We start from the raw sequence: 16016 nt of genomic DNA on the forward strand, positions 1-16016 counted from the left end.
TCGTCGATGTCAGGATAAACCGCGTCGCGGTTTACCTGGACGGTATTTTGCCTTTCGGCAAAAACCTGGTAACGCGGGGTGGAGCAGCCCGGTAGCTCGTCAGGCTCATAACCTGAAGGCCGCAGGTTCAAATCCTGCCCCCGCAACCATTATTCCGGTCCCCCAACTCTCCAAAAGCCAACCTGAACACGTCTTATCGCTGGCGGAAAAGCTTCGCTTTCCCTCGCGATGCTAGCTCCACGTGCCCTGAAGCTCACCTGCCCCGCAACCAAATGGACGGTATTCGCAGGATTCCAATCAAGATCGCATCCTAGATTACGCGGAGGCCAGGGCGGCTTTCTGGCCTTTTACCAAACGGCGCCATCGGCTTTCTCGCCGACATTTTCGTCAGCAAAAGTTCGACAAAGACCTGTGCATCCGGCAGGATCTTCTATCCATCCCCATGGAGGAGAATGCATGCCAAGGCTGGGCGGTCTCATAACCTGGATCATCGCGACAGGACTTGCCACCGATGATATCGACGCATTGCTCGACGGTGTTGCATCGCGTTTGATCGAAGCGGGCTATCCGCTTATCCGCGCGTCGATCGCAATGCCGTCGATCGACCCGAAGCAACGAGGCTTTTCGGTTGCCTGGTATCGCTCGTCGGGCATTTCGAAGGAAATCCAAGAGCACGGCGAGGAGGGGGATGCGCTCTTCCAACGATCGCCAATCTCCTATCTGCTGCAAAACCAGCTCGAGTTTGTTCGGTGGGCGCTGCCCGCGAACGCCGATACACCGCCGTTTCCAGTTCTGATGGAGCTCAGTGATCAAGGTGCGACCGAGTTTGTCATGAAGATCGCTCCCTTCCCCGGGGGGACCGCCCTGGCGGGAGCAAGCTTTTCGTTGGCGACCGACCAGGCCGGTGGCTTTTCCGAAAGCCAGATTGCCGGGTTTGAAAGCATCATGCCTGCGATGGCGCTCGCCTGCTGCCGGATTGCCACCACTCGCGTGGCAAAGGATGTGCTTGCCGCCTATACCGGGGAGAGAACAAGCGAGCTCATTCTGACTGGCCAGACCCAGCGCGGGGGCGGAACGGCGATCTTCGCCGCGATCCTTCTTGCCGACCTGAAGAATTTTACCTCCTTGAACGAACAGTACGAGCCGAACCTCATCGTCGATTGGCTAAACGAACACTTCGAAGCGATCGGACGGCCGGTCATTGATGAGGGCGGCGAGATTTTGAAGTTCATGGGTGACAGCCTTCTGGCCATTTTTCCGGCGCAAGCAGGCGACACGAGGTCAGCATGCGCAATGGCTCTAGCGGCCGCGCAAGGTGCAATACGATTGAACGAAAAGCTGAATGACCGCAGACGAGCGCGCGGCGAACCCGAGATTCCCGTCGATATTGCGCTTCATCTCGGCGAGATCTTCTACGGCAATGTCGGGACAGATCGCAGGCTCGATTTCACGGTCATCGGCAGAGCTGTCAACGAGGTGGCGCGGATCGAAAAATTGGCTGATAGTCTCGAATGCAACCTGCTCGCTTCGGCACTCTTTGCCTCTCAAACCGGCAATGCCTTCAGGCCCGCCGGCCATTTCAAGCTGAAGGGTGTAGAGCTTCCGGTTGAGATATTTACCTGGAAGGGCGAACAGTAGACACTCGCCGTCCGAAGCGGTGGCGCACAAGCGCAGCTGTATTGACGTCGATCTGGTCCAGCTCAACGCTGCGCCGCGGTCCAGCGTACGCTTCTGTCTGTCCAATGATCAGATCGCAGGCGTCAGGCTGAAATCAACAAGACCTGAGACTCATTCGAACAGGTCAGGATGATCGGCTTCGATCTGTGGCAGGTCTGACAGGATGCCGTTCAGATGCGCTCTCATCGCTGAGGCCGCCGCCTCGGCGTCACGCGTATCGATGGCTTCAATAATGGCCTGGTGTTCGGCAATCAGCCGCATCATCGAATCCGGATGGCGGAGCTGCAGATTGCAGACACGGTCCATATGGGCCTTGATGTCCGAAATCGCGTTCCATGCAAGGCTGCAGCCGGCACCTTCGGCGATCGCGATATGGAACTGTTCATCTTCCCGGCGAAACGCGTTGTGATCCTCGGCTTGCATGGCCGACGTCTGCCTGGCGATAATCGTGTCGATACGCCGCCGCGTCCATGTGTCGAAGCTCTCGCTGGCCCTGCGGGCGACGGCAGTCTCGAGTGCCTCGCGGACAAAGCGCGCTTCCATCATCTGGCGCGCGGAGATGCGCACGACGACGGTGCCGCGGTTCGGACGGATCTCGACAAGCTTTGATTTCCCGAGCGCGATGAGCGCCTCGCGCACCGGCTGGCGCGACACGCCCATGCGGGTGGCGAGATCCTGTTCGGACAGCCGCGTGCCTGGCGCCAATTCCAGCTGGATAATCAATTCGCGTAGGTCGCGCTCGACCTGGGCAGCGGCTGTCTCACCCGTTTCGACTTTCAGGGATTCCACGTTCATATTCTTGGCCGCCGTCATGCGTTGACATCCATCTAAAACCACCATACAGTACCATACAATTCAAACGCAACATAAATCCGGCAATCTCGAAGCCGGGCAAACAGGGAGGGGCCGGCGCCGCATGTCCGGCCTTTGAAAAGCAGTGCTATCCAATCTGTCCAACTTCATCGCGCCCGACTCCAGCGACCCGCGTCTTCGCATTAAATCCCGCTATCAGATGCTTGTCGATGGCAAGTCGATCGAGGCCTCTTCCGGCAAGACGATAGACCGCGTCAGCCCTGGCCATTCCGGCGTGGTGGTGGGCACCTGGCCGGATGCATCGGCCGATGACGTGAAGGCGGCGATCGCGGCGGCGCGGCGGGCCTTCGATACCGGGCCGTGGCCCCGCATGTCGGGCGCCGAGCGTTCGCGGCTCATGTTCAAGGTCGCCGATCTCATCCTGCAGAAGCAGGAGGAGCTGACGCTGATCGAAAGCCTCGAGGTCGGCAAGCCGATCGCTCAGGCGCGTGGCGAAATCGGGTTCTGCGCCGATCTCTGGTCCTATGCAGCGGGGCAGGCTCGTGCGCTCGAGGGGCAGTCCCACAACAACATCGGCGACGATCGGCTTGGGCTGGTGCTGCGGGAGCCGGTCGGCGTCGTCGGTATCATCACGCCGTGGAATTTCCCCTTCATCATTGCCTCGGAGCGCGTTCCCTGGGCGATCGGCGCGGGCTGCACCGTGGTGCTCAAGCCTTCGGAATTTACATCGGGCACCTCCATCCGCATGGCCGAACTCGCACGCGAGGCAGGCATCCCGGACGGCGTTTTCAATGTCGTCACCGGTTACGGCGATCCGGCCGGCCAGGTTCTCGCTGAAGACCCCGGTACGGATATGGTCGCATTCACCGGCTCGGTGCGCGTTGGCACGAAGCTCGGAGAAATCGCGGCGCGGAGCGTCAAGCGGGTCGGTCTAGAGCTCGGCGGCAAGGGGCCGCAGATCGTCTTTGCCGATGCCGATCTGGAAGCGGCTGCCGATGGTATCGCCTATGGTGTCTACCACAATGCCGGCCAATGCTGCATTTCCGGCAGCCGCCTGCTTGTGCAGGAGGGTATCCGCGATGCCCTGATGGAGTGGCTCCTCGACATCTCGCGCAAGGTTACGTTTGGCGATCCCTTGAATGAGCGCACCAAGATCGGGGCGATGATCTCCGAGGCTCATGCGCAGAAGGTTCACTCCTATGTCGAAGCGGGCGTCGAGGCGGGTGCAGAACTGCTGCTCGGCGGAACGCGGGCGGGCGAGGGGGCGGGCCTCTACTACGCGCCGACCGTCTTTGCAGGCGTCACGCCCGACATGTCGATCGCTCGCGAGGAGATATTCGGTCCTGTGCTGTCGACGCTGACGTTCAAGACAGCGGATGAGGCGGTGTCGATCGCCAATGCCAGCGAATACGGGCTCTCGGCTTCCGTGTGGTCCACCAATCTGGAGACCGCGCTGCAGAGTATCCGCCGCATTCGCGCCGGACGCTGCTGGATCAATAGCGTCATCGACGGAACACCGGAAATGCCGATCGGCGGCTACAAGAAGAGCGGCCTGGGGCGCGAACTTGGCCGCTACGGCTTCGACGAATATTCGCAATTCAAGGGAATTCACGTGACGCTGGGTCGCCCGGCGCCATGGTTCAGCTAGGCACGTGAACGAAGCCTGACACAGGAGGAGGGCTGCAACACTTGGGGGAAATCCCGGCTGGCGCGATCTTTGGTCGGAGCTCGCCAGCCGGGAATTGGGTCTTTCGACCCGCATTGCACATCCAAAGGGAGGATACGCAAATGAAATTGACCAGACTGAAATCCGCGGCACTTGCCGCGGCATGGGTAGCCTTGTGCTCGACGACTGCACTTGCAGCCGACGTCAAGGCGACGATGATCATCTACCTCGATCCGAGCGTCCAGTTCTTTAACCCGGTGGTGAAGGGTGCACAAGACGCGGCGGCTCAGTTCGGTGTCGATCTCGACGTCCAATATGCCAACAACGACCCGGTACGCCAGAACGATCTGATCGAGAGCGCGACGGCAAGCGGTGTCGATGGGATCGCAGTTGCGATTTCATCGTCGGATGCATTCGACAGCAGCATTTGCTCGGCGGTCAAGGCAGGCATCATCGTCATAGGTTTCAACAACGATGACCTCGAAGGCGCCAAGGGAAATTGCCGCCAGGCCTATGTCGGCATGGATGAATTTGCGTCCGGCTATGAACTCGGCAACCGCATGATCAAGGAGTTTGGTCTGAAGTCGGGCGATGTGGTCTTCAACCCGCGGGAAATCCCGGAAGCCAGCTTTGCGGTGGCCCGTGGGGGCGGCATCGAAAAGGCGATGACCGAGGCAGGCATCAAGGTCGAAACGGTTCGCGCCGGCCTCGACCCGGCCGAAGCCCAGAATATCATCGCCCAGTTCCTGATCGCCAACCCGAACGTCAAGGCATTGTTCGGCACGGGTTCGGTGACCTCCACGGTCGGTGCAGGCGCCATCAAGGATGCAGGGGTCAAGATACCCTTTGGCGGGTTCGACCTTGCGGTTGAGATCGTCAATGCGGTCGAAAGCGGCGCGATGTTCGCCACCATGGATCAGCAGCCCTATCTGCAGGGCTATCACCCGATCGCCCAGATTGCTCTGGCGAAGAAATATGGTCTGACGCCGACGGACATCGACACCGGGCAGGGCGCCTTCCTCGACAAGTCGCGGATTGGATCCGTCAAGCCTCTGATCGGAACCTACCGGTAATCCGATCCGACGAGCCTGCCGGCAGACCGGCAGGCTCCAGCTTTACCAAAAGATCGAGTCAAAAACCGTGACACCTATTATCGCAGACAGTGCCGCGCCACGCTCGCGGACCCAAAAGCAATCCGTTCTCAAGCAGATCATGGCGATGCCGGCGGGAGCGATCCTTCTCGTTTTCGTCGCACTGCAGATCGCCTGCATTCTCGGAGCGCTGCTCTATCCGGATGACTTTCGCTATCTCTCGCCACAGAACCTGACCATCCTGATGAAGGCGGTGCCCGTTCTCGGCTGCCTGGCGCTCGGCGCCGGCGTGCTGATGATCGCCGGGGAATTCGACCTCTCGATCGGTTCGGTCTACACGTTCACCGCAATCCTGATGGCGACATTGGTCGGCGCCGGCGTCAGCGCCTTCATCGCCGCCCCGGCCGGCATTGCCGCCGGCATGATGATCGGGCTCCTCAATGGCCACATCACCTTACGCTTCGGCCTTCCGTCTTTCATCGTCACCCTTGGTGGCCTGCTGTTCTGGCGCGGCGCGGTACTGCTCTACAATGGTGCCGTGCAGGTTCGTTTCGACCCTGACGCGGTCTTTTCCGCACTCTTCTCGGGAACGTTTCTCGGGATCAATGCGGCGTTCATCTGGATCGTGCTGTTCGTTATCGGCTTTCATTTCCTGACGCACCGCCACCGCTTCGGCAACCATGTCTTCGCAACGGGCGGCAATCGTGCAGCAGCCGAGGCCATCGGCATCAACACCAGCCGCGTCAAGCTCATCGCGTTCGCGATTGCCGGCGCCATGGCTGCGATGGCGGGCATCCTAGCCACCGCCCGTGTTGGCAGCGTGCAGCCGGGGCAGGGCGCCGGGCTCGAACTGCAGGCGATTGCCGCCTGCGTCATAGGCGGGCTCTCGTTGCGGGGCGGGCGCGGCTCGATCGCCGGCATTTTCCTCGGCGTCCTGCTGATCCACACGATGACCGACGTGCTGCTGCTTCTGAGAGCCCCGGGTTTCTATCTCGACATGTTCATCGCCACGCTCATCGTACTGGCGGCGATCTTCAATCAACTCATCGAGCGGCGGGCGGGCGTCTGATGTCGAAAGAAAATCTTCTTGAACTCCACAATATCTCGAAAAGCTTCGGTGCGCTGACGGCCTTGAGCAACCTGAGCTTCCATATCGGCGAAGGGGAGGTGGTGGGTCTGCTCGGCGACAACGGCGCCGGAAAATCGACCGCCGTCAATCTGATCTCCGGCATCCACAAGCCGACGGATGGCTATATCAGCGTCGACGGAAAGCGCACGCTGTTCACATGCCGGTCCGATTCTGCGGAGGCGGGTATCGAGACTATCTACCAGCATACGGCACTGGTCGATTCCCTCTCCATCACCCGCAACATCTTCATGGGCCGCGAACTGACCGATCGGTTCGGCTTCCTGCGGCAAGCAGAGATGCGCGACATCGCGATGGAGGTTCTTACGAACGCCGTTCATATTTCGGGTATCGATTCACCCGACACCCTCGTCGGTAATCTTTCCGGTGGACAGAAGCAGGCGGTGGCCATTGCCCGCGCGGTCCATTTCAAGAAGCGCGTCCTGCTGCTCGACGAGCCGACCTCCGCACTTTCAGTGCGGGAAACGGAAGCGCTCCTTAATCAGGTCTTGAAGCTCAAGGCCGAGAACGTTTCCAGCGTGCTCGTCACCCATAATCTCTATCACGCCTTCCAGGTCTGCGACCGGTTCGTGATCATGAGCCATGGCACGAAGGTCTTCGATGTCCCGAAGTCGGAAACAACCGTCGGGCAACTCACCGAATATGTCGTGCTCAATTGAGCGGCGATTGCACCGAAAGGCAGAAACGTGACCCTAAATGCCAGAGTACGTCAGGTCGTTGGCCCGCAGGATACGGCGCGGCGCAACACGCAGGAGCTCCGGGACGGTTTCGTCATCGATGATCTCTTCCAACCAGGCGCCATCAGCCTCACTTACAGCCACCTCGACAGGATGATCGTCGGCGGAATATCTCCGGTCGCAGGTTCGCTGGTTATCGATCAGGTCGCGGAAACCGGGACCGCCGCGTTCCTCGAGCGCCGCGAGGCAGCCATCGTCAATATAGGCGGGCGCGGGACGGTCACCGTTGGCGGCACGCCATATCCGCTGGAGTTTCAGGAAGCGCTTTACGTCGGGATGGGCGAGGGGCCGTTGTCCTTCACGAGCGAGGACGCGGCTCATCCCGCGCTCTTCTACCTCCTGAGCGCGCCTGCCCATCGTGCCTGCGCGACCACACACATTACCCGGGATCTCGCACGCAAGGTGGCAGTCGGCTCGGCCGAGGAATCCAACGCGCGCACGATCAATCAATATGTACATCCGGACGTCTGCGAGAGCTGCCAGCTTCTTGTCGGGCTGACGATGTTCGAGCCGGGATCGGTGTGGAACACCATGCCGGCCCACGTGCACGACAGACGGATGGAAGTCTATCTCTACTTCGGCATGGCCGAACAGACGCGGGTCTTTCACTTCATGGGAGAGCCCGATGAGACGCGGCACGTCGTCCTGAAGAACCACGAGGCGGTCCTGTCCCCTGGATGGTCGATCCATTCCGGCGCCGGCACCGGCCGCTATGCCTTCATCTGGGCGATGGCCGGTGACAACATGAGCTTCACCGACATGGACAAGGTTCCGATGGAAGCGCTGCGGTGACGGCCTTCGATCTCAGCGGCCGTTGTGCCATCATAACCGGCGCGAACACAGGCATTGGCCAGGCGATTGCCGTGGGACTGGCAAGGGCCGGCGCCGATATCGTCGCGGTTGGACGATCATCCATGGCCGAGACCGAGGGAGTTGTCCGCTCGGCGGGACGCGACTGCCTCACAGTCCATGCCGATCTGTCGGCAGCGGGCGCGGCCGCTGAAGTCATGGAAAAATCGGTCGCGCTTGGCGCCAGACCGGATATCCTCGTCAACAATGCCGGCATCATCCGCCGGGCAGACGCTCTCGACTTCTCGGAGGCCGATTGGGACAACGTGCTGGACACGAACCTGAAGTCTGTGTTTTTCCTCTGCCAGTCATTCGCCCGCTCTGCGATCGCCGCAAGCCGCAAGGCAAAGATCATCAACATCGCGTCTCTGCTGTCCTTCCAGGGCGGCATCCGCGTCTCATCCTACACGGCCGCCAAGAGTGGCCTTGCGGGTCTGACGCGGCTGATGGCAAACGAGTGGGCCGCAAAGGGTATCAACGTCAACGCCATTGCGCCGGGCTATGTGGAGACGAACAACACGGAAGCTCTGCGGGCCGACCCCGAACGGAGCGCCGAGCTTCTGAAACGCATTCCGGCTGGCCGCTGGGCCAAGCCGGATGATATGGTCGGGGCGGCGATTTTCCTCGCCGCTTCGGCTTCCGATTACGTGCATGGCACAATCCTGCCGGTGGACGGTGGATGGCTGGCCAGATGAGAGGAACCATGAAGTATTATACGACGCCTGATGACGTATCCTGGACCGAGGTCGCGCCCGGCAACCGCCGCGCCGTTCTCAGCACTCGTCCCGAACTGATGCTGGTTGCCTTCAGCTTCGATGAAGGCGCGGTTGGCGCCTTGCATTCACATCCGCATACCCAGGTAAGCTACATCGCCGAAGGAACCTTCGACGTCACGATTGATGGCGTGACAAACCGATTGGGACAGGGAAGCAGCTTTATCGTCGCGCCCAATCTGGTCCATGGCGTGGTGGCACGCAGCAAGGGCCTGCTGATCGACACATTCACGCCGTGCCGCGAGGACTTTCTATGACCATCGCCGAGCAGTCGTTGCGCGAAATCGCCGATCGCGGTGTCAGGCCGTCTGCACCTTGAGATCGGCCTTGCTGCCTCCGGGCGAAGATACAGACGAACGTTTGACAAGGGAGCATTCGAGCTTCGTGATCTCATGACGCCGCTCGCGCGGCGGGACCGCTGTATCGAGATGCTCGATCGCCCATTCACCCATAGCCATATGGGGGAGAACCGATGTGGTCAGCGGCGGTATGAGGTGGCGGCAGATGTCCTCGTCGTCATAGCCGATGACGGATATGTCCTCGGGAATGCGCAGACGCTTCTCCTTGAGGGCCTCGTAGCAACCGACCGCCGTTCGATCGTTCTGGCAGAAGATTGCTGTCGGGGGCTCGGGAAGGGACAGAAGCCGCATCGTCCCGGAATAACCGGCGCTCGCAGACCAGTCGCCCTCGATGACAAGGTCCGGATCGAACGGAATGTCGGCCGTGGCGAGCGCGCGGCGATAGCCCGTCAGGCGATCCTGGGCCGCTTGCATCCAGGGCTCCCCGGTGATCGTCGCGATGCGATGGTGACCATGCGCGATCAAATGCTTGGTCGCTGTCTGGCCACCGGCGATTTCGCTCGGCACGACGGCGGGAAAAGCATAGTCGGACGTATAGCAGTTGAGCAGGACGATAGGGATGTCGAGGCCGTAGTAATAGGCCGGCATCTCCACTTCCCGCGTGAAGATCGTCATGTAGATAAGGGCTGAAATGCCGCTATCCGTCAGAGCCTTGATCGCTCGCGGCTCCATGGCCGGATCGCCGAGCGTCTGGGCGACGAGAAGCACATTGCCTGCGTTCCAGGATGCCTGACGCGCTCCTTCAATCGCAACGACGGCCTCCGGACTGGTTCCCAGCTGGTCAACGACGAAGCCGATAACGCCATCCAGTTTGGAGAGGGATGCGGATCCCGAAGATACGGAAAATGTCGGCGCCACGTAGCCAAGTTCACGGGCCGCTTCGATCACCCGGTCGCGGGTCTGCTGAGACAGCCGCGTCCCGGCCGTGTTGTTGAGGACGAGAGAGACGGTCGCCTGGGAACATCCCGCCGCTTTGGCTATGTCGGTCATCGTGACCCTGGCACCTTGGCGCCGGCCCCTGCGTTTCGCCGCCTTGTCCGCGGCGGATCGGAGCTGACCATCTGCCGCGCCTGTCCTCTTCATAGCGATGCCTCGATCCCGTTTGCGCAATGTATCGGCACGAGCTTTGAAAATGCAGCTCGCCCACACGCTAATTTTTATTAGCATCAAGCAACGCAACTCGGCAACTGGCGCTTAGAGAATTAGCCCGATTGTGCGATGCAATATAAAATCAGGCTTATTTTGGCTAAAATCGACTGTATCAGTCATGATTGGAAACGCGCATTGCTAATAATTAATGATAATACTATTTACGAACTGGCATTACTCATATACCTTCGCGTCTGTGGTTGGACGGAGCGTTTTCTCACATGCGAGAGGCCCTGGAGGGGGTTGCGCGATGGACTGCTGCGGGTTGGAACCAGGCTCGGAGGTGGGCCAATGGGAGGATTATCATGACATACCTGACACGTGGTGCGGCAGCTTTTGCAGCCGGGCTCATGCTGAGCTCCGTCTTGACGACAGCGGCCTTTGCCGCCGACAAGCCGACACTCGCTTTCGTCGTCAACGGCGCCTCTGACTTCTGGAAGGCTGCCGAAGCGGGCGTCAAGAAGGCGCAGGCCGAGCTTCCCGACTTCAACATGGAGCTGAAATATCCGGAGCAATCCTCCGTCGCAATTCAGCAGCGCCTGATGGAAGATCTGGTGACCGCCGGGGTCAAGGGGATCATGGTCTCCGCCGTCGATCCCAAGACATCGACAGACGGTCTGAACAAGATCGGATCGCAGACGGCCCTCTTTACCACGGACAGTGACGCGCCGAATACAAATCGCGTTGCCTATATCGGCTCATCAAATATCGATGCCGGCAAGCAGGCCGCCGAAATCGCCAAGAAAGCGATGCCGGATGGCGGCAAGTGCATCGGCTTCGTCGGTCTGCTGGGTGCCGATAACGCCAAGGAACGTATCCAGGGCATGAAGGACGGCCTTGCCGGCACGAAGATCGAGCTGACCGACGTGCGTGGTGACGATATCGATCAGACCCGTGCCAAGAAGAACGTCGAGGATGCCCTCGTCGCGAGCCCCGACGTGACCTGCATGGTCGGTTTCTACTCCTACAACACGCCGAGAATTTACGAGGCACTCCGCGAGGCGGGCAAGCTTGGCCAGATCACCGTTGTCGGCTTCGATGATGACCCGATCACGCTCGGCGGTGTGAAGGAAGGAACGATTGCCGGCACGGTCGTGCAGCAACCTTACATCTGGGCCTATCAGGGCATGAAGCTGATGGCCGCCTACGTCAACGGTTACAAGTCGGGCGTTCCCGACAACAAGCTCATCATCGTCCCGACAAAGGTGATCGGCAAGGACGACGTTGACGCCTATGCCGCGAACCTCAAGGCGATGGCCGGTAACTGATGACGATCTGACAGCGGCGCCGGCGCAAGCCGGTGCCGCTGCGTGCCCATTGCCCGCAGCCGGAAAAGGGTAGCGGGCAGTACTGAAGAGCACACAGCCTGTGGATCGACATGAACGATTTGACTGAGACCGCGCCGTCACGCGAAGCGCCGCCATTTTTGAGCTTGCTGGGGATCGGCAAAACCTATCCGGGCGTCTTCGCCCTGGACGGTTTCTCGATGCATGTGAGCCCCGGCGAAGTGATCGGTCTCGTTGGCGAAAACGGTGCCGGCAAATCGACGCTGATGAAAATTCTCGGTGGTGTCGTGAAGCCGGATCGCGGCACGATCCTGATCGACGCGGAGGAAAGGTCTGCCCTTTCTGTCGATAGCAGCCTCGGATCAGGCATCGCCTTCGTTCATCAGGAGCTCAACCTCTTCGATAATCTTGACGTTGCAGCCAATATCTTTCTCGGCCGGGAGCCGCTGCGGGGAGGGCCATTGAAGCTGGTCGACCGGCGGCGTCTGAGAGCAATGGTTGCGCCGCTTTTGAAGCGCGTAGGAGCGAATTTTTCCGCCGATACGCCCGTCGCCTCTCTTTCACTCGCCCAGCAGCAGATGGTGGAGATCGCCAAGGCGCTGTCGATCAACGCACGGCTGGTGATCCTCGACGAGCCAACCTCCAGCCTGCCGCTGGCTGAAACCGAGAAGCTGCTTTCCGTGATATCGGCGCTGAAGGCTGACGGAATCAGCGTCATTTTCATTTCCCATCGCCTGCACGAGGTCGAGCGCGTTGCAGACCGGGTGGTCGTTCTCAGGGATGGGACGCTGGCCGGCACACTCGCCAAAGGCGAGATCAACCACGATCAGATGGTCAAGCTGATGATCGGGCGCGCGCTCACGGCGAGGGACGCCGAACCGCAACGGGCGCCAGGTAAGGTCGCCCTGAAGACTACAGACATTCGTTCTGCCGCCTATCCTGCCAGAACCGTCAATCTCGACATCCGTTATGGCGAGATCCTAGGCCTTGCCGGCCTTGTTGGCTCCGGCCGCACCGAGCTTGCCCGCATTCTCTTCGGGATTGACCGCAGCTACGGCGGCACCACCGAAATGGATGGCCGCGAGATCAGGCTGACCTCAGCCACGAAAGCCGTCGAGGCCGGCATCTTCCTGGTTCCCGAGGATCGCAAGCTGAGCGGGATCCTTCTGGATCTGCCCATTGCGCAGAACATATCGCTGCCTAACCTTCCCGCGTACTCGCAAAACTTCATGGTCTCCTCGAGGCGGGAGACAACGGGCGCGGAAGTCCAGCGCAAGCGTCTCGGAATTAAGGCGCCATCGGTCTCGACCCGGACGGGCACATTGTCTGGAGGCAACCAGCAGAAGGTTGTCCTTGCAAAGTGGCTGGCAATGAATCCCAAGGTGATGATCTTCGACGAGCCGACCCGCGGTATCGACATCGGCGCCAAGAACGAGATTTATATGCTGATGCGCAAGCTGGCCGACGCCGGCGTCGCGATCCTGATGATATCAAGCGACATGGAGGAGGTGATCGGCGTGTCCGATCGCATCGCTGTCATGCATGAGGGCCAGATTTCGGGCATTCTCGAAAAACAAGACTTCACGCAGGAAAATGTCCTTCTGCTGGCTGTCGGCAAAGCGATACACTGATGGCCGCGGCTATCGCCAATAGGGAAACGCCATGATGAGTAAGAAAGATCTGGGGCTGCTTCTGTTGATCGTCGTTGTCGGCATCGTCGTGACGCTGATCAACCCGCGCTTCCTGCTGCCGATCAACCTTGCCAACACGTCGAACCTCATCGGTCTTTTCGGAATCCTGTCGATCGGGCAGGCCTTTGTCATCATCACGGGCGGCATCGAGCTCTCGGTCGGATCGCTGGTTGCGCTGCTTGGCGTGCTGTTTATCGATTTCGTCGCCGTGCAGAACATGCCATGGACGATTGCGCTGCCGCTTATCCTCGTTCTGGGCGGTGTTCTTGGCGCCATCCACGGCTGGCTGATCACCAAGCTTAACCTTCAGCCCTTCGTCGTGACGCTGTGCGGGTTGCTGATCTATCGTGGTGCGGCCCGCTTCTATACCGGAGACGGCACTGCGGGTTTCGGCTTCGGCCAGAACTTCCCGACCCTTGAGTTCCTGACAGCCGGCCGGTTCTACGGCGTTCCGAACACATTCATCGCCCTTGTCGTCATCGCTGTTATCATGTGGGTGGTCCTGCACCGCTCGGTCTTTGGCCGGTATCTCTACGCCATCGGCAAGAACGAGGAAGCCGCCAGATATTCCGGCATCCACACCGGCAGGATGGTGATGATCGCCTATGTCATCTGCGGCGTGCTGACAGCGCTTTCGGCGATCTATTTCGCGATGTACACCCGCTCGATATCGCCGGCGAGCCACGGCCAGTTCTATGAGCTCTATGCGATTGCTGCCGCGGTGCTTGGCGGATTTTCCCTGCGGGGCGGCGAGGGCTCTCTGATCGGGGTCATCCTTGGCACTATTCTGCTCCAGGAGCTGCAGAACCTCGTCAACCTGCTTGGAATACCGTCGTCGCTGAATTTCGCGGTCATGGGCGGCGTCATTCTGATCGGGGTGCTGATCGATCAGCAATGGAGTGCGATCCGCGCGCAAAGACGGCTCGTTTCCGCCGCCCGCCAGGCGGAGACGCGCCAATCGGCACCTGTGACGTGAGTTCCTTTCTGGCGCTGCTTGGTACGGAGCTGGAACACGCCTTGTACCGGCGCCGTTAGGCGAAAGGGTAGGTACGGTATCGCTCAGGGACCTCACCGGCGCACCAGATTTCTGGCCGCCGGGTAGGCGTAAGGCGTAAAGCGTAAGGCTTCAGCTACCCGCTGCCCCGGGAACTGGACAGTCTGCTCAGCTTCCAAGTTTCCTTGCCCAGACCTCAATCTCGTCCCCGCTGCCGAGATCTGGCTGTACCAGGCCGTTGACCATAAAAGTCGGCGAGACATGGATGCCGTTCTGGCGGGCATATTTGGCGTGCCATTTGACCTCGCGGTCGAGATCGGGGATGGCGAATGCTTCCGAAACCCGGATGCCGCTATAGTCTTCGATCCGCCTGATAATGCCGTTCGGCGTGGCGTCCATGTTGGGCCCGCCGGCATGATGTGCGAATTCGAACTCCTCGCGATGATCGCCCACTGCTGCAAGCACCTTTCTCGCGCTTTCCTTTCCGCCCTCAAGTGTCGAGGCAGCCAGGATAGCTCTGACAATGACGCCCGAAAACATATGCCAGGGTTGCGACTGGAGCCGGATCTTGACAGTCAACCGGTCGTGTCCGGCATGCGAAAGAAGCCCGTCCAGTTTACGGAACGCCTTGACGGAATAGGGGCAGGTCGGCTCCAGGAAGACCTCGAAGGTCTGCGGGCCACTGCCCCATTCCAGCGGGTCGGCTTTCCAGTTCGTTATGCTCATGCCCTGAAGTCCTTCGGTTTGAAGTCTGATGATGGGTGGACGGCTGCGATGTCATCGCCGCGGTGTTGCGCCGAGGCGCGCGAGAACGTTGTCCGGAATACCGTAGCGCTGGATAACCTCGCGCGTGTTGCGCAAACCGCAGATATCCCGTTGCACGAAAAGCGCCCAGACCGCCTGCGCAGCCGCATCGACCAACCGCTCGCGCTCAACCGGCTGCACGCCGCCCTCTTCTGCCGTCTTCAAGGCGGAAAGCGCCTGCTCGACCGATCGGCCTTGCCGGCCAAGTGAACTTGCGCGCTCGGCCGCCAGTTCATATTCAAGGGCGCCAAAACCGGTTTCGACCAGGTTCGACGCATTCAAGCTGCGGGGTGGGCGCATAGTCAGCCGGTTCGATAAAACATCATGTTCGTGATCCTACACGATCTGTGGCCAGGTCCGGAACCCCTTCTCGGGCGTGACGGACGCGCGCCGGCGAATTGCTTCAACGGCGCGCCTGATGCAGTTTTGCCGAGCGGTCAGGGCTTCATCTTGCGCAACATGTCGGCGATTGGCCCGCCATGCGGGGGAGGTCCAGGCGGCGGGCGAAGGGCGTCGGTCTTGCCATCCTGATGAACGACGTAGCTCGCATGCAGGAACCCGTCGTCGAAGCGGCCCTGGACACTGATGGGTTCGCCGACAGCAACGAGCTTGCCGTCATCGCCGGCCGGACCGGTCTCGATCAAGGCCTTGCCGGTTTCGTCTTGAACGATGAACTTGTTGCCGTAGATCTCCGTGACCTTGCCTTTGAGCGTCACCATGCCCCAATCGTCCTTAAGGCTGGAGATCGAGGTGGGCGTCAAGGGCGCAAGCTCGATGCCGGGCCGGGTGAATTTCATTGCCGCGGCACCGCCGGCCGCACCGATTGCAAGAACCGCAAAGGCCGCAATTCCGAAAGCCGCCAGATGCGTTGCCGGTCGGCGCGAGCCGCGCCTGCGGGCCGGTCGCTCAGGCGAGGTGTCGGGAGCGTCGTTTTCCATGGACATGATGCTGTCTCCAGTTCGTTGTGACTGGAGGATGAT

Annotated in this window: 16 protein-coding genes and 1 tRNA gene; 12 read left to right on the forward strand and 5 right to left on the reverse strand. The window is 60.4% G+C overall.

What is annotated here, in order from left to right:
• The first annotated feature begins 72 nt into the window (after nucleotides 1-72).
• Nucleotides 73-149: transfer RNA gene (locus AC1DJO_RS21590), tRNA-Met, on the forward strand.
• A gap of 307 nt (nucleotides 150-456) precedes the next feature.
• Complete coding sequence (locus AC1DJO_RS21595) at nucleotides 457-1638, forward strand: adenylate/guanylate cyclase domain-containing protein (protein ID WP_112390079.1); 1182 nt, start codon at nucleotides 457-459, stop codon at nucleotides 1636-1638.
• Nucleotides 1639-1788: 150 nt separating this feature from the next.
• Here AC1DJO_RS21595 and AC1DJO_RS21600 read toward each other — a convergent pair whose 3' ends face one another.
• Nucleotides 1789-2490, reverse strand: coding sequence for a GntR family transcriptional regulator (locus tag AC1DJO_RS21600; protein WP_162698762.1), 702 nt, complete (start codon nucleotides 2488-2490; stop codon nucleotides 1789-1791).
• Nucleotides 2491-2689: 199 nt separating this feature from the next.
• Between AC1DJO_RS21600 and AC1DJO_RS21605 the strand changes: the two genes are divergently transcribed.
• The 7 genes from AC1DJO_RS21605 (at nucleotide 2690) to AC1DJO_RS21635 (ending at nucleotide 9010) form a co-directional block, all read left to right on the forward strand.
• Complete coding sequence (locus tag AC1DJO_RS21605) at nucleotides 2690-4138, forward strand: aldehyde dehydrogenase family protein (protein WP_477972861.1); 1449 nt, start codon at nucleotides 2690-2692, stop codon at nucleotides 4136-4138.
• Nucleotides 4139-4278: 140 nt separating this feature from the next.
• Complete coding sequence (locus tag AC1DJO_RS21610) at nucleotides 4279-5229, forward strand: sugar ABC transporter substrate-binding protein (protein ID WP_112390077.1); 951 nt, start codon at nucleotides 4279-4281, stop codon at nucleotides 5227-5229.
• Between the two features lie 67 nt (nucleotides 5230-5296).
• Complete coding sequence (locus AC1DJO_RS21615; protein WP_310301216.1) at nucleotides 5297-6316, forward strand: ABC transporter permease; 1020 nt, start codon at nucleotides 5297-5299, stop codon at nucleotides 6314-6316.
• Nucleotides 6316-7053, forward strand: coding sequence for an ATP-binding cassette domain-containing protein (locus tag AC1DJO_RS21620; RefSeq protein ID WP_112390075.1), 738 nt, complete (start codon nucleotides 6316-6318; stop codon nucleotides 7051-7053). The genes AC1DJO_RS21615 and AC1DJO_RS21620 overlap by 1 nt, the downstream gene beginning before the upstream one ends.
• A gap of 27 nt (nucleotides 7054-7080) precedes the next feature.
• Nucleotides 7081-7923, forward strand: coding sequence for a 5-dehydro-4-deoxy-D-glucuronate isomerase (gene kduI, locus AC1DJO_RS21625; protein WP_477972831.1), 843 nt, complete (start codon nucleotides 7081-7083; stop codon nucleotides 7921-7923).
• The gene (kduD, locus tag AC1DJO_RS21630; protein ID WP_112390073.1) at nucleotides 7920-8675 is read left to right on the forward strand and encodes a 2-dehydro-3-deoxy-D-gluconate 5-dehydrogenase KduD; all 756 of its coding nucleotides are present in this window, start codon (nucleotides 7920-7922) and stop codon (nucleotides 8673-8675) included. Before kduI ends, kduD begins: the two co-directional genes overlap by 4 nt.
• 8 nt (nucleotides 8676-8683) lie before the next feature.
• Nucleotides 8684-9010, forward strand: a complete 327-nt coding sequence (locus AC1DJO_RS21635; protein WP_112390072.1) for a cupin domain-containing protein — start codon at nucleotides 8684-8686, stop codon at nucleotides 9008-9010.
• A 42-nt stretch (nucleotides 9011-9052) separates the two neighbouring features.
• On the opposite strand, the gene AC1DJO_RS21640 is transcribed toward AC1DJO_RS21635, so the two are convergent.
• Nucleotides 9053-10102 (reverse strand): LacI family DNA-binding transcriptional regulator, encoded by a 1050-nt coding sequence (locus tag AC1DJO_RS21640; RefSeq protein WP_477831559.1) that lies wholly within the window; start codon nucleotides 10100-10102, stop codon nucleotides 9053-9055.
• A gap of 464 nt (nucleotides 10103-10566) precedes the next feature.
• Between AC1DJO_RS21640 and AC1DJO_RS21645 the strand changes: the two genes are divergently transcribed.
• The 3 genes from AC1DJO_RS21645 (at nucleotide 10567) to AC1DJO_RS21655 (ending at nucleotide 14214) form a co-directional block, all read left to right on the forward strand.
• Nucleotides 10567-11529: a sugar-binding protein gene (locus tag AC1DJO_RS21645; protein WP_477972833.1), complete on the forward strand. Its 963-nt coding sequence runs from the start codon at nucleotides 10567-10569 to the stop codon at nucleotides 11527-11529.
• Nucleotides 11530-11639: 110 nt separating this feature from the next.
• Nucleotides 11640-13178, forward strand: coding sequence for a sugar ABC transporter ATP-binding protein (locus AC1DJO_RS21650; RefSeq protein ID WP_477972835.1), 1539 nt, complete (start codon nucleotides 11640-11642; stop codon nucleotides 13176-13178).
• 34 nt (nucleotides 13179-13212) lie between these two features.
• Nucleotides 13213-14214, forward strand: a complete 1002-nt coding sequence (locus AC1DJO_RS21655) for an ABC transporter permease (RefSeq protein ID WP_112390093.1) — start codon at nucleotides 13213-13215, stop codon at nucleotides 14212-14214.
• A gap of 186 nt (nucleotides 14215-14400) precedes the next feature.
• Here the strand turns inward: AC1DJO_RS21655 and AC1DJO_RS21660 are convergent, their stop codons facing one another.
• The 3 genes from AC1DJO_RS21660 to AC1DJO_RS21670 all read right to left on the reverse strand — a co-directional run bounded on the left by AC1DJO_RS21660 (nucleotide 14401) and on the right by AC1DJO_RS21670 (nucleotide 15974).
• On the reverse strand, nucleotides 14401-14958 hold the full coding sequence (locus tag AC1DJO_RS21660) for a DsbA family protein (RefSeq protein WP_112390068.1): 558 nt from the start codon (nucleotides 14956-14958) through the stop codon (nucleotides 14401-14403).
• A gap of 51 nt (nucleotides 14959-15009) precedes the next feature.
• A complete protein-coding gene (locus tag AC1DJO_RS21665; RefSeq protein ID WP_112390067.1) occupies nucleotides 15010-15342 on the reverse strand; it encodes a DUF6665 family protein in 333 nt (110 codons plus the stop codon).
• 131 nt (nucleotides 15343-15473) lie between these two features.
• Complete coding sequence (locus AC1DJO_RS21670) at nucleotides 15474-15974, reverse strand: hypothetical protein (RefSeq protein ID WP_405049670.1); 501 nt, start codon at nucleotides 15972-15974, stop codon at nucleotides 15474-15476.
• Nucleotides 15975-16016 lie beyond the last annotated feature (42 nt).

The organism is Rhizobium sp. 05N430, assembly GCF_056396985.1.

Coding starts and splice junctions, on each gene's coding strand:
- AC1DJO_RS21595 (WP_112390079.1), top strand. CDS start 457: ATGCCAAGGCTGGGCGGTCTCATAACCTGGATCATCGCGACAGGACTT.
- AC1DJO_RS21600 (WP_162698762.1), bottom strand. CDS start 2,490: ATGACGGCGGCCAAGAATATGAACGTGGAATCCCTGAAAGTCGAAACG.
- AC1DJO_RS21605 (WP_477972861.1), top strand. CDS start 2,690: ATGCTTGTCGATGGCAAGTCGATCGAGGCCTCTTCCGGCAAGACGATA.
- AC1DJO_RS21610 (WP_112390077.1), top strand. CDS start 4,279: ATGAAATTGACCAGACTGAAATCCGCGGCACTTGCCGCGGCATGGGTA.
- AC1DJO_RS21620 (WP_112390075.1), top strand. CDS start 6,316: ATGTCGAAAGAAAATCTTCTTGAACTCCACAATATCTCGAAAAGCTTC.
- AC1DJO_RS21635 (WP_112390072.1), top strand. CDS start 8,684: ATGAAGTATTATACGACGCCTGATGACGTATCCTGGACCGAGGTCGCG.
- AC1DJO_RS21640 (WP_477831559.1), bottom strand. CDS start 10,102: ATGACCGACATAGCCAAAGCGGCGGGATGTTCCCAGGCGACCGTCTCT.
- AC1DJO_RS21645 (WP_477972833.1), top strand. CDS start 10,567: ATGACATACCTGACACGTGGTGCGGCAGCTTTTGCAGCCGGGCTCATG.
- AC1DJO_RS21650 (WP_477972835.1), top strand. CDS start 11,640: ATGAACGATTTGACTGAGACCGCGCCGTCACGCGAAGCGCCGCCATTT.
- AC1DJO_RS21655 (WP_112390093.1), top strand. CDS start 13,213: ATGAGTAAGAAAGATCTGGGGCTGCTTCTGTTGATCGTCGTTGTCGGC.
- AC1DJO_RS21660 (WP_112390068.1), bottom strand. CDS start 14,958: ATGAGCATAACGAACTGGAAAGCCGACCCGCTGGAATGGGGCAGTGGC.
- AC1DJO_RS21670 (WP_405049670.1), bottom strand. CDS start 15,974: ATGGAAAACGACGCTCCCGACACCTCGCCTGAGCGACCGGCCCGCAGG.